At 64.0% G+C, this 21,964-nt stretch carries 15 protein-coding genes, 1 tRNA gene and 1 pseudogene; 12 read left to right on the forward strand and 5 right to left on the reverse strand.

The window, feature by feature from the left end; genetic code table 11:
- The first annotated feature begins 6 nt into the window (after positions 1 to 6).
- Both PSQ39_RS15060 and PSQ39_RS15065 read left to right on the forward strand, forming a co-directional pair.
- Positions 7 to 1,308, forward strand: coding sequence for an AAA family ATPase (locus tag PSQ39_RS15060; RefSeq protein ID WP_273927643.1), 1,302 nt, complete (start codon positions 7 to 9; stop codon positions 1,306 to 1,308).
- Positions 1,301 to 4,399, forward strand: a complete 3,099-nt coding sequence (locus tag PSQ39_RS15065) for an HsdR family type I site-specific deoxyribonuclease (RefSeq protein WP_273927644.1) — start codon at positions 1,301 to 1,303, stop codon at positions 4,397 to 4,399. The genes PSQ39_RS15060 and PSQ39_RS15065 overlap by 8 nt, the downstream gene beginning before the upstream one ends.
- Before the next feature lie 114 nt (positions 4,400 to 4,513).
- On the opposite strand, the gene ychF is transcribed toward PSQ39_RS15065, so the two are convergent.
- Positions 4,514 to 5,608, reverse strand: coding sequence for a redox-regulated ATPase YchF (ychF, locus tag PSQ39_RS15070; protein ID WP_273927645.1), 1,095 nt, complete (start codon positions 5,606 to 5,608; stop codon positions 4,514 to 4,516).
- A gap of 349 nt (positions 5,609 to 5,957) precedes the next feature.
- On the opposite strand from ychF, the gene PSQ39_RS15075 reads away from it, so the two are divergent.
- Positions 5,958 to 8,561 (forward strand): chemotaxis protein CheW, encoded by a 2,604-nt coding sequence (locus tag PSQ39_RS15075; protein ID WP_273927646.1) that lies wholly within the window; start codon positions 5,958 to 5,960, stop codon positions 8,559 to 8,561.
- 19 nt (positions 8,562 to 8,580) lie between these two features.
- Here PSQ39_RS15075 and PSQ39_RS15080 read toward each other — a convergent pair whose 3' ends face one another.
- Positions 8,581 to 9,456, reverse strand: a complete 876-nt coding sequence (locus tag PSQ39_RS15080) for an MOSC domain-containing protein (protein WP_273927647.1) — start codon at positions 9,454 to 9,456, stop codon at positions 8,581 to 8,583.
- A gap of 126 nt (positions 9,457 to 9,582) precedes the next feature.
- Between PSQ39_RS15080 and PSQ39_RS15085 the strand changes: the two genes are divergently transcribed.
- The 4 genes from PSQ39_RS15085 to PSQ39_RS15100 all read left to right on the forward strand — a co-directional run bounded on the left by PSQ39_RS15085 (position 9,583) and on the right by PSQ39_RS15100 (position 14,123).
- Positions 9,583 to 10,725 (forward strand): FAD-dependent monooxygenase, encoded by a 1,143-nt coding sequence (locus PSQ39_RS15085; RefSeq protein WP_273927648.1) that lies wholly within the window; start codon positions 9,583 to 9,585, stop codon positions 10,723 to 10,725.
- Between the two features lie 44 nt (positions 10,726 to 10,769).
- Positions 10,770 to 11,513: a DsbC family protein gene (locus tag PSQ39_RS15090; RefSeq protein ID WP_273927649.1), complete on the forward strand. Its 744-nt coding sequence runs from the start codon at positions 10,770 to 10,772 to the stop codon at positions 11,511 to 11,513.
- Positions 11,514 to 11,631: 118 nt separating this feature from the next.
- Positions 11,632 to 12,096, forward strand: a complete 465-nt coding sequence (locus tag PSQ39_RS15095; RefSeq protein ID WP_273927650.1) for a DUF3429 domain-containing protein — start codon at positions 11,632 to 11,634, stop codon at positions 12,094 to 12,096.
- A 107-nt stretch (positions 12,097 to 12,203) separates the two neighbouring features.
- Positions 12,204 to 14,123, forward strand: coding sequence for a M61 family metallopeptidase (locus PSQ39_RS15100; RefSeq protein ID WP_273927651.1), 1,920 nt, complete (start codon positions 12,204 to 12,206; stop codon positions 14,121 to 14,123).
- Here the strand turns inward: PSQ39_RS15100 and PSQ39_RS15105 are convergent.
- Positions 14,063 to 14,884 carry an enoyl-CoA hydratase-related protein gene (locus PSQ39_RS15105; RefSeq protein ID WP_273927652.1) on the reverse strand — a complete coding sequence of 274 codons (822 nt, stop codon included), beginning with the start codon at positions 14,882 to 14,884 and terminating at the stop codon, positions 14,063 to 14,065. The two genes, PSQ39_RS15100 and PSQ39_RS15105, sit on opposite strands and share 61 nt — an antisense overlap.
- Positions 14,885 to 15,083: 199 nt before the next feature.
- Between PSQ39_RS15105 and PSQ39_RS15110 the strand changes: the two genes are divergently transcribed.
- The 4 genes from PSQ39_RS15110 (at position 15,084) to PSQ39_RS15125 (ending at position 18,415) form a co-directional block, all read left to right on the forward strand.
- Entirely contained in the window at positions 15,084 to 15,863 is a 780-nt protein-coding gene (locus tag PSQ39_RS15110; protein ID WP_273927653.1) for an enoyl-CoA hydratase, read from the forward strand.
- A gap of 93 nt (positions 15,864 to 15,956) precedes the next feature.
- Positions 15,957 to 16,033: transfer RNA gene (locus PSQ39_RS15115), tRNA-Met, on the forward strand.
- 395 nt (positions 16,034 to 16,428) lie between these two features.
- On the forward strand, positions 16,429 to 17,082 hold the full coding sequence (locus tag PSQ39_RS15120) for a hypothetical protein (protein ID WP_273927654.1): 654 nt from the start codon (positions 16,429 to 16,431) through the stop codon (positions 17,080 to 17,082).
- Positions 17,083 to 17,095: 13 nt separating this feature from the next.
- Positions 17,096 to 18,415: a porin family protein gene (locus PSQ39_RS15125; protein ID WP_273927655.1), complete on the forward strand. Its 1,320-nt coding sequence runs from the start codon at positions 17,096 to 17,098 to the stop codon at positions 18,413 to 18,415.
- 46 nt (positions 18,416 to 18,461) lie between these two features.
- Here PSQ39_RS15125 and PSQ39_RS15130 read toward each other — a convergent pair whose 3' ends face one another.
- Together PSQ39_RS15130 and PSQ39_RS15135 are read right to left on the reverse strand one after the other, a co-directional pair.
- Positions 18,462 to 20,120 carry a DUF5666 domain-containing protein gene (locus PSQ39_RS15130; RefSeq protein ID WP_273927656.1) on the reverse strand — a complete coding sequence of 553 codons (1,659 nt, stop codon included), beginning with the start codon at positions 20,118 to 20,120 and terminating at the stop codon, positions 18,462 to 18,464.
- On the reverse strand, positions 20,107 to 20,976 hold the full coding sequence (locus PSQ39_RS15135; RefSeq protein ID WP_273927657.1) for a DUF6502 family protein: 870 nt from the start codon (positions 20,974 to 20,976) through the stop codon (positions 20,107 to 20,109). Before PSQ39_RS15135 ends, PSQ39_RS15130 begins: the two co-directional genes overlap by 14 nt.
- A gap of 280 nt (positions 20,977 to 21,256) precedes the next feature.
- Between PSQ39_RS15135 and PSQ39_RS15140 the strand changes: the two are divergent.
- Positions 21,257 to 21,946, forward strand: a pseudogene (locus PSQ39_RS15140) (Bug family tripartite tricarboxylate transporter substrate binding protein); the annotation flags it as partial.
- Positions 21,947 to 21,964 lie beyond the last annotated feature (18 nt).

Below are 21,964 nucleotides of genomic sequence, written 5' to 3' on the forward strand. Positions count from 1 at the left end.
ACACTCGTGCAGATTGCACAACAGCTGCAAAATGCTAACAAAAAGGTGCAACTAATCTATGCATTCAATGGATCAGGCAAAACTCGGCTATCCCGGGCGTTCAAGGATTTGATTGCACCAAAGAACTCCGAGGACCACAATGGAGGAGAAATAGCCCCCCCGCGGAACAAGATACTTTATTACAACGCATTCACTGAAGACTTGTTTTACTGGGATAACGACTTAGACAGCGACGTTGAACCCAAGCTTAAGGTTCAACCGAATACTTTTACGGACTGGCTGATCACGCTACTCCAAGAGTTGGGTGAAGATGGCAACATTGCATCAAACTTTCAACGGTATACGAGCAGCAATATCAATCCGGTGTTTAATCAAAGATATACGAAGAAGATTAGAAATTTTGACGAACAAGAGGTTGACTTGGTCGTTCCAGCCTTTTCTGAAATTTCTTTCCAGGTGCCTATCAATAGGCCTGTTATCGCCGCTCAAACCGATTCGGGCGCGAGTGTTGTCGACGCCCCAATTCAGGGTCAATACCAAATAATTAAAATCTCTAAAGGCGAAGAAAGTAATTTTATTTGGAGTGTTGCGTATACACTTTTAGAGCAGGCTGTACTAATACGCAATGAGGCCAATATAGCAAATAGAGTTACCGATAAATTCAATAGCTTGGAGTATGTTTTTATTGATGATCCGGTAAGTTCGTTGGATGACGGCCATCTCATAGAACTTGCTGTTGATTTGGCTGGGCTAATCAAAAAAAGCGCTTATGTTGAGGGCAAAGGATTGAAGTTTGTAATAACAACGCACAGCCCTCTTTTTTACAACGTTTTGCACAATGAACTTAACAACGATCTAAAAAAACGCAATCAGGATGGCACTTCATCCTGGATTTATAAGCGTGGGCAATCTGAGAAATACAGGCTAGAGAAGAAGGCCGATGGCAATTTTGATTTGATCACATCCAATGACCATCCTTTCTCTTATCACTTGTTCTTGCTGGCCGAATTGCGATCCGCCATAAAGGACGGACAGATAAAGAAATATCACTTCAACTTTTTGAGAAACATTCTCGAAAAGACGGCGACATTCTTGGGCTATCTACGATGGGAAGATTTGCTTCAGACGACTTCAGATGGTGTGCCGGACCCATTCGCAAACAGAATTCTGAATCTGTCTAGTCATTCTGCACACTCAGGTGAAGAAGTGGCTGAGATAGAAGAATCTGATAAGGAAAGGCTTGCTCAGCTGGTTTCATTTTTAGGCGAAACCTACCGCTTCAAAAAGCAGGAGGCCGAGAATGTTTGATTACAAGGCCATCGCTGAGTCCAAGAACTTCATCGTTCTCGAGCAGTACACCCGGGAGTGGAAGGCTTCAGAGAGCTACCAGAGCGAAAGCGATCTGGAGCGCGAGCTGATACAGGATCTGGTCAACCAGGGCTACGAGTTCGCCTCGTTCCTCAAGACCCCTGTTGACCTGCTGGCCAACGTGCGCGTGCAACTGCAGGCACTCAATACCGTGCAGTTCACCGATAGCGAATGGCTGCGATTCGTGGAGTCCTGGCTGGACAAGCCAAGTGACGGCATCGTCGAGAAGACACGCAAGATCCACGACGACTACATCCACGACTTCGTCTTTGACGACGGCCGCATCCAGAACATCTATCTGGTGGACAAGAAGAACGTCACCCGCAACAAGGTGCAGGTGATCAAGCAGTTCGAGCAGACGGGCAGCCACGCCAACCGCTATGACGTGACGATTCTGGTCAATGGCCTGCCGCTGGTGCAGGTGGAGCTGAAGAAGCGTGGTGTGGCCATCCGCGAGGCCTTCAACCAGGTGCACCGCTACAGCAAGGAGAGCTTTAACAGCGAACAGTCCCTGTTCAAGTATTTGCAGCTGTTCGTGATCTCCAATGGCACCGACAGCCGCTACTTCGCCAACACCACGCAGCGCAACAAGAACAGCTTTGACTTCACCATGAACTGGGCGAAGTCGGACAACACGCTGATCAAGGACCTGAAAGACTTCACGGCCACCTTCTTCCAGAAGCACACGCTGCTCAATGTGCTGCTGCATTACTCGGTGTTCGACGTCAGCAACACGCTGCTGGTGATGCGGCCCTACCAGATCGCTGCCACGGAACGCATTCTGTGGAAGATCAAGAGCAGTCATCAGGCCAAAAACTGGAGCAAGACAGAAAGCGGAGGCTTCATCTGGCACACCACCGGCAGCGGCAAGACCCTGACCAGTTTCAAGGCAGCGCGCCTGGCCACCGAGTTGGATTTCATCGACAAGGTGTTCTTCGTGGTGGACCGCAAGGATCTGGACTACCAGACCATGAAGGAATACCAGCGCTTTTCACCTGACAGCGTGAATGGCTCGGACAGCACGGCAGGCCTGAAGCGCAATCTGGAGAAGGACGACAACAAGATCGTCGTCACGACCATCCAGAAGCTCAACAACCTGATGAAGAGCGAGACGGACTTGCCCATTTACGGCAAGCAAGTGGTGTTCATCTTCGACGAGTGCCACCGCAGCCAGTTTGGTGAAGCCCAGAAGAACCTTAGAAGCAAGTTCAAGAAGTTCTGCCAGTTCGGCTTCACCGGCACGCCCATCTTCCCGGAGAACGCTTTGGGTGCCGAAACCACGGCCAGTGTGTTTGGCCGTGAGCTGCACTCATACGTGATCACCGATGCGATCCGCGACGAGAAGGTGCTGAAGTTCAAGGTGGACTACAACGATGTGCGCCCGCAGTTCAAGACGGTTGAAGCCGAAAGAGATGAGCAGATACTCCGTGCGGCGGAGAACAAGCAGGCCCTGCTGCACCCGGACCGCATCCGCGAAATCACCCAGTACATCCTGAATAACTTCCGCCAGAAGACTCATCGCTTGCAAGCTGGCAACAGGGGCTTCAACGCCATGTTTGCCGTCAGCAGCGTGGACGCAGCCAAGCTGTATTACGAGAGCTTCCGGGAGTTGCAGAAGACCAGCGACAAGCCGCTAAAGGTGGCCACCATCTTCTCGTTCGCGGCCAACGAAGAGCAGGGCGCGATTGGCGACATTCAGGACGAGAGCTTCGATGTCTCGGCCATGAACAGCAGCGCCAAGGAGTTCCTGAGCACGGCCATCGCCGACTACAACGCGCTGTTCAAGACCAATTTCAGCGTGGACAGCAACGGTTTCCAGAACTACTACCGCGATCTGGCCAAACAGGTGAAGGCCAAGGAGATCGACTTACTGATCGTGGTGGGCATGTTCCTGACTGGCTTTGATGCCCCCACGCTCAACACGTTGTTTGTCGACAAGAATCTGCGCTTCCATGGCCTGATGCAGGCTTACTCGCGCACCAACCGCATCTTTGACGCCACCAAGACCTTCGGCAACATCGTCACCTTCCGCGACCTGGAACAGGCGACCATCGACGCCATCACCCTGTTCGGTGACACGAACACCAAGAACGTGGTGCTGGAGAAGAGCTACAAGGAGTACATGGAAGGCTTCACCGATGCGGCCACCGGTGAGGCGCGGCGGGGATTCATGGATGTGGTGCAGGAACTGGAAGCACGCTTCCCCAACCCTGCTGCGATTGAGAAGGAGTCGGACAAGAAAGCCTTTGCCAAGCTGTTCGGCGAGTACCTGCGCGTCGAGAACGTGCTGCAGAACTATGACGAATTTGCCAGCTTGAAGGAGCTGCAAAGCGTCGATCTGGCCGACCCTGCCGCAGTTGAGGCGTTCAAGGCCAAGCATTACCTGAGTGATGAAGATCTGACTGCGCTGCAAGCCATCACGCTCCCGCCCGAGCGGAAGGTTCAGGACTATCGCTCGACCTACAACGACGTGCGCGACTGGCTACGCCGTGAGAAGGCGGGGGCCGAGAAAGAGAAGTCCACCATTGACTGGGATGACGTGGTCTTTGAGGTGGACCTGTTGAAGTCACAGGAAATCAACCTGGACTACATCCTGGAACTGATCTTCGAGCACAACAAGAAAACCAAGAGCAAGTTGGCACTGGTGGATGAAGTGCGGCGTGTGATTCGCGCCAGCCTGGGCAACCGCGCGAAAGAAAGTTTGGTGGTGGACTTCATCAACCAGACCGATTTGGACCAGATCGGTGACAAGGCCAGCGTGATCGATGCGTTCTTCAAGTTTGCTCAAGCGGCGCAGCAGCGCGAAGCGCAGGAGTTGATCAACACCGAGAGCCTCAACGCTGAGGCCGCCAAGCGATACATCACCACCTCACTCAAGCGTGAGTTCGCCAGCGAGAACGGCACTGAGCTCAACGCGGTTCTGCCCAAGATGAGCCCATTGAACCCGCAATTTCTGACCAAGAAGCAGACTGTCTTCCAGAAGATCGCTGCCTTTGTTGAGAAGTTCAAGGGTGTAGGGGGGCAACTGTAGATAGCGTTGCATGCAACGAGCTGAAATGAAAAAGCCCCGTATCTACGGGGCCTTGTGTCGTTTTCAGTGATGCGCCTGCAAGCAGCTGCAATCGCCTGAAATGGCTTGCTCGAATCAGACGTTGAACAAGAAGTTCAGCACATCGCCGTCCTTGACCACGTATTCCTTGCCTTCGGCGCGCATCTTGCCCGCGTCCTTGGCGCCTTGCTCGCCCTTGTAGGCGATGAAGTCGTCAAAGGCGATGGTCTGGGCGCGGATGAAGCCGCGCTCGAAGTCGCCGTGGATGACGCCAGCGGCTTGCGGGGCGGTGTCGCCGACGCGGATGGTCCAGGCGCGCACTTCCTTCACACCGGCGGTGAAGTAGGTTTGCAGGCCCAGCAGCTTGAAGCCGGCACGGATCAGGCGGTTCAGGCCGGGCTCGTCCTGGCCCAGCTCGGACAGGAACAGGGCGCGGTCTTCGTCGCTCATGTCGGCCATGTCGGCTTCCATCTTGGCGCAGATGGCCACCACAGGGGCGTTCTGGCTGTTGGCGTACTCGGTCAGGCGGTCCAGCAGCGGGTTGTTCTCAAAGCCGTCCTCGCTGACGTTGCCCACAAACATGGCGGGCTTGGCGGTGATCAGGCACAGGGGCTTGATCACGACCAGGTCGTCCTTGCTCAGGTCCAGGGTGCGCACCGGCTTGCCTTCGTTGAGGGTGGCTTGCACGCGGGTCAGCACCTGCACCAGCTTGGCGGCTTCCTTGTCGTTGCCCGACTTGGCGGCCTTGATGGAGCGTTGCAGGGTCTTCTCGACCGTGCCCAGGTCGGCCAGGCAGAGTTCGGTCTGGATGACTTCGATGTCCGAGATGGGGTCCACGCGGCCCGCCACGTGGATCACGTTGTCGTCTTCAAAACAGCGCACCACGTTGACGATGGCGTCGGTTTCGCGGATGTGGGCCAGGAACTGGTTGCCCAGGCCTTCGCCCTGGCTGGCACCGGCCACCAGGCCCGCGATGTCCACAAACTCCACAATGGCCGGCACGATGCGCTCGGGGCTGATGATCTGAGCCAGTTGGTCCAGGCGCGGGTCCGGCACTTCAACCGTGCCCACGTTGGGCTCGATGGTGCAGAAGGGGTAGTTCTCGGCCGCGATGCCAGCCTTGGTCAGCGCGTTGAAAAGGGTGGACTTGCCGACGTTGGGCAGGCCCACGATGCCGCATTTGAGGCTCATGGAAATTCCTTGGTTTAAATCGACCCCTGGTGCACCACCGGGTCCAACACGGACCCGCTCAAGGTGCCGGATCTGCGCGGGGCACAGCCGGTCGGCAAGCCTCCCAGCGGGCCGCAAAGCGCCACCGGGTCAGGCTTGATGCCTGCAATTGCCTGGGGAAACTGGCGCCAATTGTACTGATCGGCGCAAGGCCACCCGCCAGGGCTGCCTCAGGCCAAGGCACAGCCACCCGCGCCCCAGCCATGCACCAAATCAGGGCCCCATCGACGGGCTAGCATAAGTCTTGCTTAAGACCAGCAACCCAACGCTAATGCGGCGGGACGCGAACGAAGACACCAAAGGATCTGCCATGAGCACCTCGGCATTGACTGCCAGCCAGTCCGAAGTATTTTTGCCCTACATGCGCGATGTGGGCCGCTGCGAGCGCTCTCTGCAAGAGCTCAACCTGATGTGGCGCATCATCGAAGCCTCGGCCAAGATGAACTGCCCCCAGGAAGCCCGCGCCATCCTGCCCACCATGGCGGCCACGCGCAGCAGCTTTGCCCAGCTGGAAAAAGAGCTGGTGCACAGCCTGGTGCAGCAAAAAATCAGCCATGTGCTGACCGAGATTGGCACCACCGCGCAGTACGTGATCGACATCGTGGTGCGCAACCTGTTTGAGCGCACCGCCGACGTGGGCTTTTTGGCCACCGACCGCGAGCTGTGCAGCTTTGTCGCGGGCCTGCACGAGGAACGCGGGCGCATCCACCACCGACTGTGCGAGTACCGCAACAAATACACGGTGTATGACGAGATCATCCTGCTCGACACCGAAGGCCATGTGCTGGCCCAGATCGACCCCAGCAGCCCGCTGGAGCACAGCACCGACCCACTGCTGCGCCAGACCCTGGCCAGCGACCAGTACGTCGAGACCTTCCGCGCCAGCGACCTGCGACCGCACAAACGCCAGGCCCTGATCTATTCGCGCCGCATGCACCACCCCGACACTGGCGCGGTGGTGGGCGTGTTGTGCCTGTGTTTCAACTTCGAAGAGGAGATGGCGGGCATCTTTGAATCCCACGGGGACCCGGCCCACCGCACCAACCTGCTGCTGCTGGACGACAGCCACCGCGTGATCGCCAGCGCCGACCCGGAGTGGATGCCCGTGGGCGTGCGCGTGCCCGTCAACCTGGACCAGTCGCCTCGGCTGTTCATGCACGCGGGGCGCGAGTACCTGGTGCGCACCTTCAGTTCAGCCGGTTACCAGGGCTACCCCGGCCCCACGGGCTGGCTGGGCCAGGCCATGATCCCGCTGGACGTGGCCTTCAGCAGCCAAAGCCGGGATTTGGTCAGCGGCCTGGACCCGGACCTGCTGGCCGGTCTGCTCTCGCACGCCGACCGCTTCTGCCCGCCGCTGCACGACATCGTGGTGGCCGCGCGCCACATCCAGCGCATCGTCTGGAACGGCCAGGTCATGACCGCCGGCCAGCATGGCGACATGCAAAAGCTCAAGACCGTGCTGGAGCAGATCAGCGAGACCGGCAACCGCAGCAACGAGCTGTTCGAACACTCCATCCACGACCTGTACCAAACCGTGCTGGGCTCCTCGCTGCTGGACGCCGAGTTCACCGCCCACCTGCTGGTTGACCTGCTGGACCGCAACCTGTACGAGCGCTCGGACGACTGCCGCTGGTGGGCCCTGAGCCCCGAGCTGCGCCAGGCCTTGGCCGAAGGCCCACCCGACGCGGCCGAGCGCATGCGCTCGGTGCTGGACACCATCCACGCGCTCTACACGGTCTACACCAGCTTGTTTGTCTACGACGCCGAAGGCCGCATCCTCGCCGCCACCAGCGAAGCAGGTCAGGCCTTCGTCGGCCAGTCATTGGACGCCCGCGACCTGGCGGCCGTGCTGGCACTCAACTCGCCCCAGCACTACCACGTCAGCCCCTTTGAGAACACGCCCTGGTACGGGGGCCAGCCCAGTTACGTCTACCACGCGGCCATCCGCCACCCCGACGATGAAGATCGGGTCGTGGGCGGCATTGGCATCGTGTTCGACTCCACCCCGGAGCTGCACAACATGCTGCTCAGCGGCCTGGGCGGGCGCGAACACATGCAAGCCCTGTTCGTGAACCGGCAGGGCCGCGTGCTGGCCAGCACCAGCACGGCGCACCCAGTGGGCTCGGTCCTGGCGCTGCCGGGCTCGCAAACCGCGCTGGCCAATGGAAGCAGCCAGGCCCGGGTCTGCACTCACCTGGAGGAGTACGCCATTGAGGCCTGCTCGGTGTCCAAGGGCTACCGGGAATTCAAAACCCAGGACGGCTACCGGGACGACGTGATCGCCGTGGTCTACCGCCACTTCGGTCCGGTGCGCGGCGCCCGCACCGCCCAGCGCAGCCAGGACTTCTACATCGAGCACGACACCGCCACCGACAGCGGCCTGGAGTTCGCCACCTTCTTCTGCGACGGCAGCCTGATGGCCCTGCCCGCCGAATGCGTGCAGGAAGCGGTGTCCTTCAGCGAAGTGCGGACCACCTCGATGGGCGTGCGCAGCGGCCAGATTGGCATCCTGGGCCTGCGCGAAAGCCAAAGCCCGCAAGGCAAGGCCAGCTACATCTGGGTGTTTGACCTGGGCCAGTTGCTGCACGGCCAGCGCGCCGAGCGCACCCCCAACAGCCAGGTGATGATCCTGCGCCACGGCGGCCAGGCCCTGGGCCTGCTGGTGGACGAGTTGCACGCCGTGACCCCGTTCGAGGCCTCGGCGCTGGAGCCCAGCCCGCTGGCCCTGCAAAGCCAGTCCATGCTGACCCGCCAGGTGATCAAGGCCAACCAGGGGAAGCTGTTGATCCAGGCCGTCGATGTCGACCGGCTGTTTCAGTGGTTGATCGATGGCATCGAACCGCCCCGGTTCAGCCTGGCCGATGCGCTGGCCGCGCAGGCCCCCCAAGAAGAAGCCCTCGCCTTGGTGGCCTGAGCCCCCGGGGCGGGCGGCCTCAATCGAAGCGGTAGCGCCCCCACACCGGTTGGCCCACGCGCACGATGCGCTCGGCCCCCTCGGTGACGATGGCGTTCATGCCGAACGTGATGGCACCGCCCACGCGGTCGTCGCTGCGAAAGCCGCGCAAGGTGTCGCCCACCTCCGGGCTGCTTTGCGCGCTTTGCGGGTCGATGTCAGGGATGGGGCAGCGCGCACAGGGCTTGACCGGTCGCAGCACGCTGGGGCCGTCCTCGGTGCCGATGTAAAGGTCCTCCAGCCGCTCCTCGTCAAAGGCTTCGAAGCCGCCCAGGACCACATTGGCCCGAAAGCGCTCCACCCCCACCGGGGCATGACCGGCCGCGGCCAGGCGTTCATTCAGGTCGGCCACCGACGCTTCGCTGCTGAGCAGCACCGGAAAACCGTCGCTGAATTGGTTGGGCGCAGCCACCCCACCGGTCCACTTCAGGCTGGACAGGCGCTGCTGCTCGGGGTCAAAGCGCACCAGGCGCAGCGGCCGGCCCAGAAAATCCGTGAACCACTGGGCGGCCACCGCGCCCATGTCAAAGGCCTTGACCTGGTCGTCCCAGACCTGGACGCTGACCGGGGCTTCCACCTCGTCGATCGCCACATGCAGGGCCAACATGCCGGGGGCGCGCAGCACCATTTCATAGGTTTTGAGCTGGGGGCGAATCAGCGCCATGCGGGGCAGCTCGCGCTGGGTGACGAAGGCCCCCTCAGGGTCCACCACCATCCAGGCGCGGTCCAGCTCCAGGCCGGTGTCCAGCAGCCAGGCTTCCTGCACCTCGACCGCCGCGCAGGACTTCACGGGGTGGACAAACAATCGAGCGATCACGCCCTGCACATCGCCCTGCTCGGGCGTCAAATCAGCCATGCCATACCTCTTTGGGGCGCACCGGCCCGTCGCAGCGCTGCGCCAGCCTCCCATGCCCCTTGGGCCCGATGAAGTGTTGCCACAGCTTAAAAATGCGATTGTGCCCGCCTCCTACAATGCCTCTCCATGACGCAAGCCTTTGATGTGTGTATCCGTGGCGCCGGTGTGGTCGGCCAAACCCTGGCCCTGCTGCTGGCCCGTGAACGCCTGCGCGTGGCCCTGGTGGCCCCGCCCCGAAGCGGCTCCGCCGTGCCGCCTGCCGACGATGTGCGGGCCTATGCGCTCAACAGCGCCTCGCAAAAGCTGCTGGCCTCGCTGCGCTGCTGGCCCGACGCCCAAGCCGCCACCCCGGTGACCGACATGCGCGTCTATGGCGACCAGGGTGGCAGCGTGCATTTCAGCGCCCAAGCGCAGCAAACCGAGGCCCTGACCTGGATCGTGGATGTGCCCGCCCTCGAAGCGCGGCTGGCCGACGCCGTGGGTTTTCAGCCCCAGATCGAGTGCGTGGACAGCCCCCGAGCCGCCGCCTTGACCGTGGTGTGCGAAGGCCGCGCCAGCCGCACGCGCGAAGAGTTTGGTGTGAACTACCAAACCACCCCCTACCCGCACACCGCGATTGCCGCCCGCCTGACGCTGCCTGAAGTGCACCAACAGTGTGCAAAGCAGTGGTTCCTGCCGGGTCAGGTGATGGCATTTTTGCCCCTGAATGGTGCGCAAGGGAACTCTGTGGCTTTGGTGTGGTCAGTCCCCCACCACGATGTGGCCGAACTGATGTCTCTTCCTCCAACCGACTTTGCCGACCGCGTGGCTGCCGCCGCGGGCCTGCCTGCGGGCGCGCTGCAACTGAGCAGCGAGCGCGCCAGCTGGCCGCTGCAGCAAAGCCGGGCCGACCGCTGGACTGGCCCCATGCCCAGCGCGGCCGGCAAGCCTGGCGCCAGCTGGGCTTTGGCTGGCGACGCCGCGCACGCGGTTCACCCCTTGGCAGGCCAAGGCCTGAACCTGGGGCTGGGCGATGTGGCGGCGCTGGCCCGCATCCTGCGCGAGCGCGACTACTGGCGCAGTGTGGCTGACCCCAAACTGCTGCGCCGCTACGAGCGCGAGCGCAAGGCCGGCATTTGGGCGTTGGGCTTGGCCAGCGACAGCTTGCAACTGCTGTTCGACCACCCCCAAAACCTTCTGCCCAGTGCACGCAATTGGGGCATGAACCAGTTCGACCGCAGTGGCCCCCTGAAAAACTGGGTGACGCGCCTGGCCATGGGCCTGGCCTGAAGCCCAGCCGTCCGGCAAGCCGCCCTCTTCACCACCGACCTACCATGACCTTTTCCTCTTCGTCCCGTTGGCTGCTGGCTTCGCTGGCCTTGGCCGGTGTCTGCGTCAGCGCCCAAGCCCAAGACGCCGTGATCCGCAAAAACCTGGCCGCCCGCCTGCCCCAGCTGCAAAACATCGAGGCGATCCGCAAGACGCCGATGGCGGGCCTGTTCGAGGTGCAGGTCGGGAACGACCTGTACTACACCGATGCCAAGGGCAACTACTTGCTGCAAGGCGAGCTGATCGACACCGCCCAGCAACGCAACCTGACCGAAGAACGCGTGGCCAAGATCACGGCGGTGGACTTCAGCGCCCTGCCCCTGGCCGACGCCTTCACCATCGTGCGCGGCAACGGCCAGCGCAAGATCGCGGTGTTTGAAGACCCGAACTGCGGCTACTGCAAGCGCTTCGAGAAAGACCTGGCCAAGGTCGACAACGTGACGGTCTACCTGTTCCTGTACCCCATCCTGGGTCCGGACTCGGCCGACAAGTCGCGCAACCTCTGGTGCGCCAAGGACAAGGCCGCCGCCTGGATGGATTGGATGGTGCGCGACAAAGCCGCGCCCACCGGCACCTGCGACGTGGCCGCTCTGGGCCGCAACGTGGACTTTGGCCGCAAGTACAAGATCACCGGCACCCCCACCGTGATCTTCAGCGACGGCAGCCGCGTGCCCGGCGCCCTGAACACCCAGCAGATCGAGCAGCGCCTGGCCCAGGCCAGCAACCCCAGCGCCAACAGCAAAGAGTAAGGCGACGCGGGTTTCTTGGGCGGACGCCCCCCTGCGCTGAGTCCGCCACGCAACACCTGGCCCCCCAGAATGCCCCGCCCCTGCATGGGCGGGCGCAAACGCAGCCACAATTCAGGGCATGAACACCTCTGTCCCGACTCCCCACCCGGCGGGCGCGACCCCGCTGTCAGTCACCATCGAGCGCCTGGGCTATGCCGGCCTGCTGCCTTTCGTACTGTTGGCCTTGTTGATGTGGCTGGTCACCCCCGACCTGATGCCTTTTGTGGCCCTGGCCTTGATGGCCTATGCGGCCACCGTGACCTCGTTTCTTGGCGGTATCCACTGGGGCATTGCCTTCCAGCAAGGGGAGGACGCGCCGCGCATCCACCTGATCTGGGGCGTGGTGCCCGCCATCGTGGCCTGGGTGGCCGTGGTCATGCCGGTCTATGCGGGCCTGCCCCTGCTGGCCCTGTTGCTGGTGGCCTGCTACCTGGTCGACCGCAAGACCTGGACCTCGCCCCAATTGCGCCCCTGGCTGACGATGCGCTTTCGCCTGACCGTTGTGGCCACCCTGAGCTGCCTGCTCGGCGCGGCCAACACCTGATGCCCCGGGGCCACCGCGCACCGGGGTCCCACGAGCCTGTGGCCGGCGCTTGACGCGCCAGCCCCTCCCACCGCTTCTTCAGGGCCTGCGCCCGCCACCACCTGCCCATGACCCGCCCCACCGCCCCCCTGCACTACCGCATTGATGCCAGCCAGCAGCACGCCCACCTGTTCCAGGTCACACTGACCATTGCCCAGCCCGCCGCGCAGCAGACGGTGTCGCTGCCGGTTTGGATTCCGGGCAGCTACCTGGTGCGTGAGTTCTCCAAAAACCTGCAACAGCTGGAAGCCCGGCAAAACGGCCGCCGCATCCCCCTGCAACAACTGGACAAGTGCCAGTGGCAGGTGGCCAGCCAGGCGGGTCAGGCGCTGGAGCTGCGCTACGAGGTCTATGCATTTGACAACTCGGTGCGCACCGCTTGGTTGGACCCACAACGGGGCTTTTTCAACGGCACCAGCCTGTGCCTGCGGGTACACGGCCAAGAAGACCAGCCCCACCAGCTGGAGTTACTCGCCCCCGACACCGAAGGCGCTGCCGGCTGGCGCGCTGCCACCGCCCTGACCCCGGTCAAGGTCAACCGGCGCGGCTTTGGCCTGTACCAGGCCGCGGACTACGACGAACTTGTCGACCACCCGGTCGAGCTGGGCGACTTCTGGCAAGGCGAGTTCCAGGCCTGCGGCATCACCCACCAGTGGGTGGTGGCAGGCGCCACGGCCTCGTTTGACAGCGCGCGCCTGCTGCGCGACAGCCAGCAGATCTGCGAGACCGTGATCCGCTTTTGGCACCCCGACATCGACCAAGGCAGCCAGCCAGCCCCGATCCAGCGCTATGTGTTCATGCTCAACGCCGTGGACGACAGCTACGGCGGCCTGGAGCACCGCGCCAGCACAGCCCTGATCTGCGGCCGACGCGACCTGCCGCGCCTGGGCGAAGCCCGCAGCAGCGAGGGCTACACCACCCTGCTGGGCCTGATCAGCCACGAGTACTTCCACACCTGGAACGTCAAGCGCCTGCGCCCGGCCGAGTTGGCACGCTACGACTACCGCCAGGAAAACTACACCGAGCTGCTGTGGTTTTTTGAAGGCTTCACCAGCTACTACGACGACCTGCTGCTGCGCCGCGCTGGCCTGCTCGACGACGCGGGCTACCTGAAGCTGCTCAACAAAACCCTCAACCAGGTGCTGCAAACCCCAGGCCGTGAGGTGCAGAGCGTGGCCCAGGCCAGCTACGACGCCTGGGTCAAGTACTACCGCCAGGACGAGAACACCGCCAACGCCACGGTCAGCTACTACACCAAGGGCTCGCTGGTGGCACTGGCCCTGGACTTGAGCCTGCGCCAGCAAGGCCACCACCTGGACGAGGCCCTGCGCCGCGTCTGGCAACGCTGCCAGGGCGGCCCAATGAGCGAGGCGGATTTCGCCACGGTGCTGCAAGAGCTCACTGGCCGCAGTTGGGGCCCCGAGCTGCAGGCCTGGGTGCACAGCACCCGTGAGCTGCCCCTGAAAGCCTTGTTCCAACACCACGGCGTGGCCTGGCACGACGACCCCGCCCAGTTGGCCCAGCGCCTGGGCCTGCGCGTGGCCGAGAAAAACGGCAACGTGCAAATCAAAACCGTGCTGCGCGGCGGCGCCGCTGAAAAAGCCGGTCTGGCCGCCAACGACGAGTGGCTGGGCATCGAGGTGGGCGCGCAAGGTTGGCGCCTGGGCAAGCTGGACGACCTGAGCTTTTACGCTGGCAGCGCCAAGCGCGTCACCGCCCTGGTGTCGCGCGACCAGCGCCTGCTGCGCCTGCCCTTGACCATGCCGGCGGCCAGCACCACGGTGCGCCTGTCCATCGCCCAAGCACCGCAGGTCGCGGCCTGGCTGCAAGCGCCCGCAGCCAGCGCCCCGCCCAGCCCGCCCGGCATGGCGGCGCCCGAGCCTGTAGGCCGCCCGGCGACGGAAGCCGCGGCCGCCAAGAAACCGCGTCAGCGCCCTTTGAAGACCGGCGCCCGCTTGGTCAAGAAGGCTTCCACGCCCTCAAAGTAATCCTCGGTCGCGCCCATGGCCGACTGGGCATCGCGCTCGGCAGCCAACTGGGCGTCCAGCTCGCGCGAGGTGGCGTCACGCAGCAAGCGCCGCGTCTGCACCAGCGCGGCCGTGGGCATGGCAGCGAGGCGGCGCGCCAGCACCAGGGTGCTGTCCAGGCAGTCCTCGGCCACGTCCCAAATCAAGCCCCAGTCGCGTGCCTGCACCGCGCCCAGCTTGTCGCCGGTCAACGCCAGGCCCAGGGCCCGGGTCAGGCCCACGCGGCGCGGCAGCAGCCAGGTGCTGCCCGCGTCCGGAATCAAACCGATCTTGCTGAAAGCCTGGATGAAACTGGCCTGTGGCGAGGCGATGGCCACATCGCAGCTCATCACCAGCGACATGCCCGCCCCAGCGGCCACGCCATTGACGGCGGCCAGCACCGGCACGCGCAGTGCCTGCAAACGCCGCGCAGTGGGGTTGAATGACTGGTCAATCAAGGGCCCAGGGTCCGCGCGCTTGACCCGGTCCGGCCCGGGCGAGAAGTCAAAGCCCGCCAGGTCGGCGCCGGCGCAAAAGCCCCGCCCCGCCCCCGTCAGCACCACAGCGCGCACCGTGGGGCTGGCCTCGGCCTGGTCCAGCGCGGCCCACAGGGCGCGGTGCATCTCTGGCGTGAAGCTGTTGAGGGCCTGCGGGCGGTTGAGGGTGATCACCGCCACGGCGCCGCCGCTGGGTTCATCCAGGGCGTACAACACCGGGGGTTCAGAAGCGCTGGGCTCGGACATGACTTGGGTCTCCTGGTGGGTCTGGTGAAAGCGGCCCGGTGCGGCTACCGCCCGGGCGCCAAACCATTCTGCCCGCCAGGCGCGCGCCTGGCTTGTCCTGCAGGTGCCAGTTGCAGGCATTGCAACCCCGGTGTCAGCGCGACAGGGGTGGGCTTGGGTATAGTGCGCCCAACCCCCAATTGAGATGGAGAACCGAGACATGGCCTACGAAACGATTGAAGTCCGCACCGAAGCCGAGAAAGTTGGCGTCATCACCCTGAACCGCCCCAAGCAGCTCAATGCGCTGAACGACCAGCTGATGACTGAGCTGGGCCAGGCGCTGCGTGCGTTCGACGCCGATGACAGCATCGGTTGCATCATCGTGACGGGCAGCGAGCGTGCCTTCGCCGCAGGCGCGGACATCGCGGCCATGGCCAAGTACAGCTTCCAAGACGTCTACAAGGGCGACTTCATCACCCGCAACTGGGAAACCATCCGCAGCATCCGCAAGCCCGTGATCGGCGCCGTGGCCGGCTTTGCACTGGGCGGCGGCTGTGAGTTGGCCATGATGTGCGACTTCATCATCGCGGCAGACAACGCCAAGTTTGGCCAGCCTGAAATCAAGATTGGCGTCATCCCTGGAGCCGGTGGCACGCAACGCCTGCCGCGCGCCATCGGCAAGTCCAAGGCCATGGACATGGCCCTGACCGCCCGCATGATGGACGCCACCGAAGCCGAGCGCTCGGGCCTGGTCAGCCGCGTGGTCCCGCTGGACAAGTTGATGGAAGAAACCCTGGCCGCCGCGCTGGTGATCTGCTCCTTCTCGCCGATCGCCGTGATGGCCGCCAAGGAAACCGTCAACCGCTCGTTTGAGAGCAGCCTGTCCGACGGCCTGATGTACGAACGCCGCGTCTTCCACGCGCTGTTCGCCACCCAGGATCAAAAGGAAGGCATGGACGCCTTCTTGAACAAAAGAACGCCCAATTTCACGGCTCAGTGAGCACAAGCCAAAAAATTGTGGCTATAATCGTGGGCTCAGACAGCAACGTTGTTTGAAACAGCATCTCAATCGCAAGATGTTGAGACCACAGTTGGCGCTTTAGCTCAGTCGGTTAGAGCGATGGAATCATAATCCACAGGTCCGCGGTTCGAATCCGTGAAGCGCCACCAAAATTTCTTCAAGTGCGACAAGCACTTGGACGCAAAAGCCACCTTCGGGTGGCTTTTTTGTTTCTGGGCGCTGGCGCCCGTGTCGTCACACGGTTCTCGGTTTCCGCCTCGTCGCCGCCCGGCAAGGCCCCAGGCCACGCGCCTGCGGGTTTGCGCCGCCGCCTCGGATGGCGCCAGCGTCAGGTGACCATAGACCGGTCCAACCCAAGCCCCCCTTCTCCAGAGCCCCAGGCTCAGCCGCTCCCTCCACCCCGCAGCACGCCATCGCAATTGTTTCTTTTTGTGAGTTTGCGTTGACGGTTCGTTAAAGATTTTTAAAATGGGAAAACATCCCATTAAAAGGATGTGCTTCTGGCCTCTTTCTTTCAACCTCGATGAACCACAAAGGAATTTCCATGAACAAGACCACTGTCGCGATGGCCCTGCTGGGCGTGATGAGCTCGTTTTCTGCCCTGGCCGATGACCACGGGGACTGGGGGCGTTGGGTGCAGGTGGCCAGCGCCAGCACCAGCAGCCGGGTGGACAGCGACGACGACAGCTCGCGCAAGCGCGGCAGCAGTTCCGTCGCCCTGGTGCCCGCCGGCTCGGCCACCTACAGCGGCGCCACGGTGGCGGTGATCACCGACAGCAGCTCGGGCACGGCTGTGAAGTCGGTGTCGACCGGTGCCGTCAACCTGAACGTGGCCTTCAGCGGCACGGGCACCACGACCGAAACCGGCACCATCACCGGGCTGACCGGCAGCGCGGGCGCCAAAGTGGGCAACCTGGCTTTCACCGGCACGGGCACTGGCAGCCGCTTCTCGGGCACCGTGACTTCGACCACCTACCCCACCGTGGCGGCCACCAGCACCGCGGCGGCGACGGGCACCGGCAGCATCAAGGGCAGCTTCTCGGCCCCCGTGGTGGTGACGCCGCCTGTGGCCGCCACCAGCACCACCGCCGCCGTGGCGGGTGTGTACTCCGCCCCGCTGGCCGTGGCAGGCAACTGGGGTTTCACAGCCACCTCGACCCTGAAGGCGTCGGGCAGCTTTGCCGCTGTGAAGCAATAACACCCGGGTGAGCATGTCTTCATTGCGATGCCGGGCCACCGCTGCCACGGGGGTCCGGCCCCGGACCGGCGCCTGCGGGCTGCCGGTCTGGGTCATTCATTTGATCTTGGGTCTGGCGCCGCTGGGGGTGGCCCAGGCCAGCGACAGCCCACTGGCGCAGGCCTGCGCCCCCTGGAAGCCGCAAGAGACGCCAGCACCGACAACGCCCAGCGCCGCTCGCCTGGCCGAGTGCGCGCTCCAAGAGCGCCGCTACGAGGAAGCGGCCCAGCGCTACCAAGCCCTGCTGGCTGAAAACGACCACCCGATCTTCCACGCGGAGCTGGGCCGGGCCTACCTGGGGCTGCAGGACTTTGAACGGGCCCGGATTGAATTTCTGCAGGCCCTGGCCACCAACCTGCCCCCCCAGGCGCGCGCCCTGCTGCAAATGTTCCTGCAGATGAGCGAGCAGCAGCGCACCCAGGCCAAGAGCTGGATGGCCACCCTCAGCTGGGGCCTCATGCATGACAGCAACAGCAACCAAGGTCCGCGCAGCGACCAGGTCGAGCTGTTCGGCTTGCCCTTCACCCTGAATGCCGACGGACTGCCACGCGCCTCCCCTGCGGGCCTGGCCAACCTGAGCGTGGTCCACAACGCCACCCTGCAAACCGATTGGTTGTGGCAAAGCAACCTGAACGGCGCCCTGACCCGGTACAGCCGAAACCACGCCATGGACCTGGGCAACGTGGCGCTGGACACGGGGCCGCGCTGGGCACTGCCGGGCCAGGGCAATTCAATCTATGTGCCGGTGGGCTACAGCCGCACCGAGCTGGACGGGCAGCACTATGTCGACGCCAGCACCATCACCCCGCAATGGGTGCGCCAGTTGGGCTTGTCCGATCAAGCCTTGGTCAGTGTGATGCTGGCGCGCAGCCGCTACCCCCAAAACGACGCCCGCAGCGCCGTGGGCCGCAGCGCATCGCTGGGCTGGCGGCACCTGATCGCCGGCCGCTGGACCCTGGAGGGCTCGGTGCGCCAAGGGCAGGAAGACGCCCGAGACAGCGCCTACAGCCACCAATTGCGCGGCGTCACGCTGGGGCTGTCGGGCAGCCCGGCCGAGGGGTGGCGGGTCGGCGGCCAGCTCGGCTGGGCCCAATACCGCTACCGCGATGCCGAGGTCTGGGCCAGTGCAGCGCGCCGCGATGTGCGCGTCAACGCCGGCTGGCAACTGGCACGCGCATTCCCTGGGGGCTACTACCTCAGCCTCAGCGGCACGCTGGCCCGCACCCAGTCCAACCTGGCCCTGTACAGCAGCCTGCGCCGCCAAACCCAGGCCACCGTCAGCAAGACCTTCTGAGTTCAGGGCCCGGCCCTGAAGGCCGCCGTGAGGCGCTCTGCCGGGCTCAGTGCTCGATCTCGATCGAGGTCGCCAGGTTCTGCCCCCCGGACTGCACAAAGTGCACCGACACCCGCGCCCCATCGACCAGGCTGCCCCCGGTCGGGGCCACGCCATTGCGCTGGATCAGCAGGTTGTTCACCTGGAACGAGGAAGCGCCCACCTGGTAGGCCCGGCCCTCGGTCTCATAGACCTTGCTGCCATCCACGCTGCTGTCACTGCCGCTCTGGAAGGTGACGGTGTAGGCGGTGTTGAGCGACCCGCTGCTGGTCGCCTCGATCTCGACCGAGGCCCCATTGACCAAGCGACTGGCCACGCCATTGCGGTAGACCACGTTCGCGGCCAGGGTCACGGCAGCGGTTTGGCTGCGGCCATTTTGCTGGTACTGCAAGGTGAAGGTCCCTTGGGCGGGCACCCAATTGCTGACCACGCCCCGGTAGGTCACCGTCGCCCCCTGCGGCACGCTGGCCGGCAAGACCACGGTTTGCGCCAGCACCGCATTGGCCAAGCCGCTGGCCACTGCGCCTGTGATCTGCACATAGACCCCATTGCCCAGGGCGCTCGGGCTCCCCCCCTGCACCGAGGCCTGGCTGGCATCCACCGTCACCCCCCGGACCAAGAAATTGCTGCTGCCCACATAGCCCGTGATCACCCCTTGCAAGGACACGGTGGCCGCCTGCTTGGCCGCCACCTGCAGGCTGGTGGCCGTGACCAGGCCGGTGCTGGCATCGAGACTGCCCTGCACCACCACATAGGCGCCCCGGCTCACACCCGAGACCGTGGCCGCCAAGGCACTGGCCGACACGTCCACCGGAATGCCGGCCAGGTTCAGGCGCCCACTGCCCAGGCTGGTGACCAGGCCTGCCACCTGCGCTTGGCCGCTGCGGCCCGCCAGGCTGCGCACGCGCACCGCGCCCGCACTCATGCGGGTGCCCGCCGAGGTCAAGGGCGTGGCACTCCAGACATTGACCCACTGACCGTTGCTCAACACCGCGCCGCTGGGCGACAAGGTGGTGGTCGCCCCCATCTGCACCCGCACCGAGCCGATGTTGAACACGCCTTGCGCCGTGTCCAGCCCGGAGACCGGCCCAGCCAGACGCCGTGCCTGCACCGTGCTCGCCAGTTGCGACACCAGGGTGGCCTGCTGGTAGGCATTGCCGTTGGCGTCCAACCCGGGCACGCCATGCACCTCCACCAGCATGCCCAGCTTCACATCCGACAAGCCCCGCAAACCGGCGTAATACGTGACCGGCCCGGCCGTGGCCACCGGGTTGACCACCACCGCCATGCCGTTGACGGTGAAGCCGTTGCTGCCCACCTGGGACACCGTGCCCACCAAGGTGGGCTCGATCAGCACCTCGCTCGGCGTGCCCGACGCATCCAGGGCGATCTGCAGTTGGGCGCCCAGGCTCACATCGGTCGCAGCCACACGGGCCGCTGCCGCGCTGTCGCTGGCTGCCACATAGCTGGGCGTGTCGCTGCTGTAGCGGGTGCCGTCCACCACCAGGCTGCCAAAGCCCACCACCGTCCCGAGCGAAATCCCCGTCCCGCCCGTGCCCACCCCGCCCGGCAACTGCGCCGTCAGGCCGCCGCCCCCGCAGGCCACCAGGACCAGGCTCAAGACGAAGGTCAGCAGGCCGGCCAGGCCCCATTTATGGGTTGTCATGGTCTGAGGTTCCAAGAGAAGGCTGGTTGAATTCGGATTCGGGTTCAGGTTCGGCGGGCCGCTGCCAGTCGCCCGACCAAAAATACGCGCCCAGGCGCATGCGCTGATCGGCCTCGGGGCGGCCTTGGTCGGCCTCGTACAGGCGGGTGGCGGCCGCAATCAGCTCCTGGCGGCTGCGCGCCCAGAGCTGGCGGGCCAGGGCGCCCAGCTCATCGGCCGAGGCCTGGGTGATGCCCTCGGCAAACACGCTTTGCTCCAGGAACTGTGGGCCCTCCAGCAAGTTGCTGACCGCCGCCTGCAGATGGTCGGCCAGGTTGGCGGCAAACAAGTCCACCGCATCTTGCGAACCCACCTTGGGAATGAAGCCGTCCTGCTGGGGCACCACGTACTCCAGCTCGTGGCGCAACTCCAGCCGCACCAGGTCAAGGCGGATCAATTCGGTCAGCACGCTGAAGGGGTGGACATCGGAAGTCACCAGGCGGGCCAGGGCCTCAAACGAAGGCGCCGGGCCGAAGCGGGGAATCCCCAGTGGGCGCTCGCCGTCGCTGTAGCCAGGTTCCTGCAGCCACCGCGCAAACACCTTGGCACTGGGCGACAGCTCGCGGGCCCGGGCTTCGCCGAGGCCATTCAAACGCCAGGCCCGCACGTCCTTGCGGTGCACCCCGCTCAACAAGGTCAGCGCCGAGTCGGTCTCTTTCTGACCGGCGCGCAGCAACTCCCGCTGCGCCTGTTCAATGAACAAGGGCTTGAGCGCCGCACTCAAGCGCGGGTAATCCACGCCCGAAGCCACCAACAAACGCAGCAGCGGCGCCCAGGCGCGCACCACGGCCTGCATCACATCCGCCGCTGGCGGCAAGAATCGGGCCGGCCCGCGGGGCGCGACAGGGGGTTTCTTGGGAGGTCGACCCATCAGAGGGGCTCAGGGACAGCGAGCCCGCAGGCTCAGTTAAATGGGAATATTTTCGATCATAACGCCGTGCAACCGAGTGCACGCAGCAGGGGATGGCCCATGCGGCTCTCAGGGTCATCGCACTGACCAACAGCTTCTCGACGCAGAGGTGAGCCCGAATCTACATAAGCTTAGCCAAAGAACTTCGTTCACGCCGTGCGGCAGTCTGCCTAGAGTCGCGCGCACCATGAACCCTGTTGCTCTTCGCATTCACCGCCCGCTGTGGCGCGCCACCCTGAGCTGCCTGGCGGCCCTGGCCCTGCACACCGCCCAAGCCGCCGAGCCGGCGCCGTTTCCCAGCAAGCCCGTGCACATCGTGGTGCCGGTCGCGGCAGGGGGCAGCGCCGACAAACTGACCCGCGCGCTGGCCGAAAAGCTCTCTGCACTGTGGGGCCAGCCCGTGGTGGTGGACAACGTGCCGGGTGCCAGCGGCAACATCGGGGCCACCAAGGTGGCGCGCGCCGCACCCGATGGCTACACCCTGCTGCAACAGGGCGAAGGCCTGACCCTGAACAACATCCTGTTTACCGAGCTGCCCTACGACGCCACCAAGGCCTTCGCCCCCGTGATCAAGGCCGTGGTCAACCCGCAAATCCTGGTGGTCAACCCCAACGCGGGCCTGAACACCTTCGCCGATGACCTGGCGCGGGCCAAAGCCCAGCCAGACACGCTGACCCTGGGCCTGCCCGGCAACGGCGGCATTGCCCACGTGGCGCATGAAATCCTGAGCCAGGAAACCGGCGCCCGGGTGCGCTACATCCCTTACTCGGGCGGAGCCCCGGCGGCCCTCGATGTGTTGGCCGGCCACACCCAGGCCACGCTGATCACGCTGGCCGCCAGCCTGCAGCAAGAACGCCCCCGTCACGCCAAAGCCATCCGGACCGCCGGCATCGCC

This window comes from Curvibacter microcysteis (genome assembly GCF_028649455.1).
GTDB lineage: Bacteria > Pseudomonadota > Gammaproteobacteria > Burkholderiales > Burkholderiaceae_C > Curvibacter > Curvibacter microcysteis.

Bases quoted from the DNA above. Each gene is read 5' to 3' on its own strand.
- PSQ39_RS15080 (WP_273927647.1), bottom strand. From the start codon at position 9,456: ATGGCTGATTTGACGCCCGAGCAGGGCGATGTGCAGGGCGTGATCGCT.
- PSQ39_RS15125 (WP_273927655.1), top strand. From the start codon at position 17,096: ATGTCTTCATTGCGATGCCGGGCCACCGCTGCCACGGGGGTCCGGCCC.
- PSQ39_RS15100 (WP_273927651.1), top strand. From the start codon at position 12,204: ATGACCCGCCCCACCGCCCCCCTGCACTACCGCATTGATGCCAGCCAG.
- PSQ39_RS15110 (WP_273927653.1), top strand. From the start codon at position 15,084: ATGGCCTACGAAACGATTGAAGTCCGCACCGAAGCCGAGAAAGTTGGC.
- ychF (WP_273927645.1), bottom strand. From the start codon at position 5,608: ATGAGCCTCAAATGCGGCATCGTGGGCCTGCCCAACGTCGGCAAGTCC.
- PSQ39_RS15105 (WP_273927652.1), bottom strand. From the start codon at position 14,884: ATGTCCGAGCCCAGCGCTTCTGAACCCCCGGTGTTGTACGCCCTGGAT.
- PSQ39_RS15130 (WP_273927656.1), bottom strand. From the start codon at position 20,120: ATGACAACCCATAAATGGGGCCTGGCCGGCCTGCTGACCTTCGTCTTG.
- PSQ39_RS15085 (WP_273927648.1), top strand. From the start codon at position 9,583: ATGACGCAAGCCTTTGATGTGTGTATCCGTGGCGCCGGTGTGGTCGGC.
- PSQ39_RS15095 (WP_273927650.1), top strand. From the start codon at position 11,632: ATGAACACCTCTGTCCCGACTCCCCACCCGGCGGGCGCGACCCCGCTG.
- PSQ39_RS15075 (WP_273927646.1), top strand. From the start codon at position 5,958: ATGAGCACCTCGGCATTGACTGCCAGCCAGTCCGAAGTATTTTTGCCC.
- PSQ39_RS15065 (WP_273927644.1), top strand. From the start codon at position 1,301: ATGTTTGATTACAAGGCCATCGCTGAGTCCAAGAACTTCATCGTTCTC.
- PSQ39_RS15120 (WP_273927654.1), top strand. From the start codon at position 16,429: ATGAACAAGACCACTGTCGCGATGGCCCTGCTGGGCGTGATGAGCTCG.
- PSQ39_RS15090 (WP_273927649.1), top strand. From the start codon at position 10,770: ATGACCTTTTCCTCTTCGTCCCGTTGGCTGCTGGCTTCGCTGGCCTTG.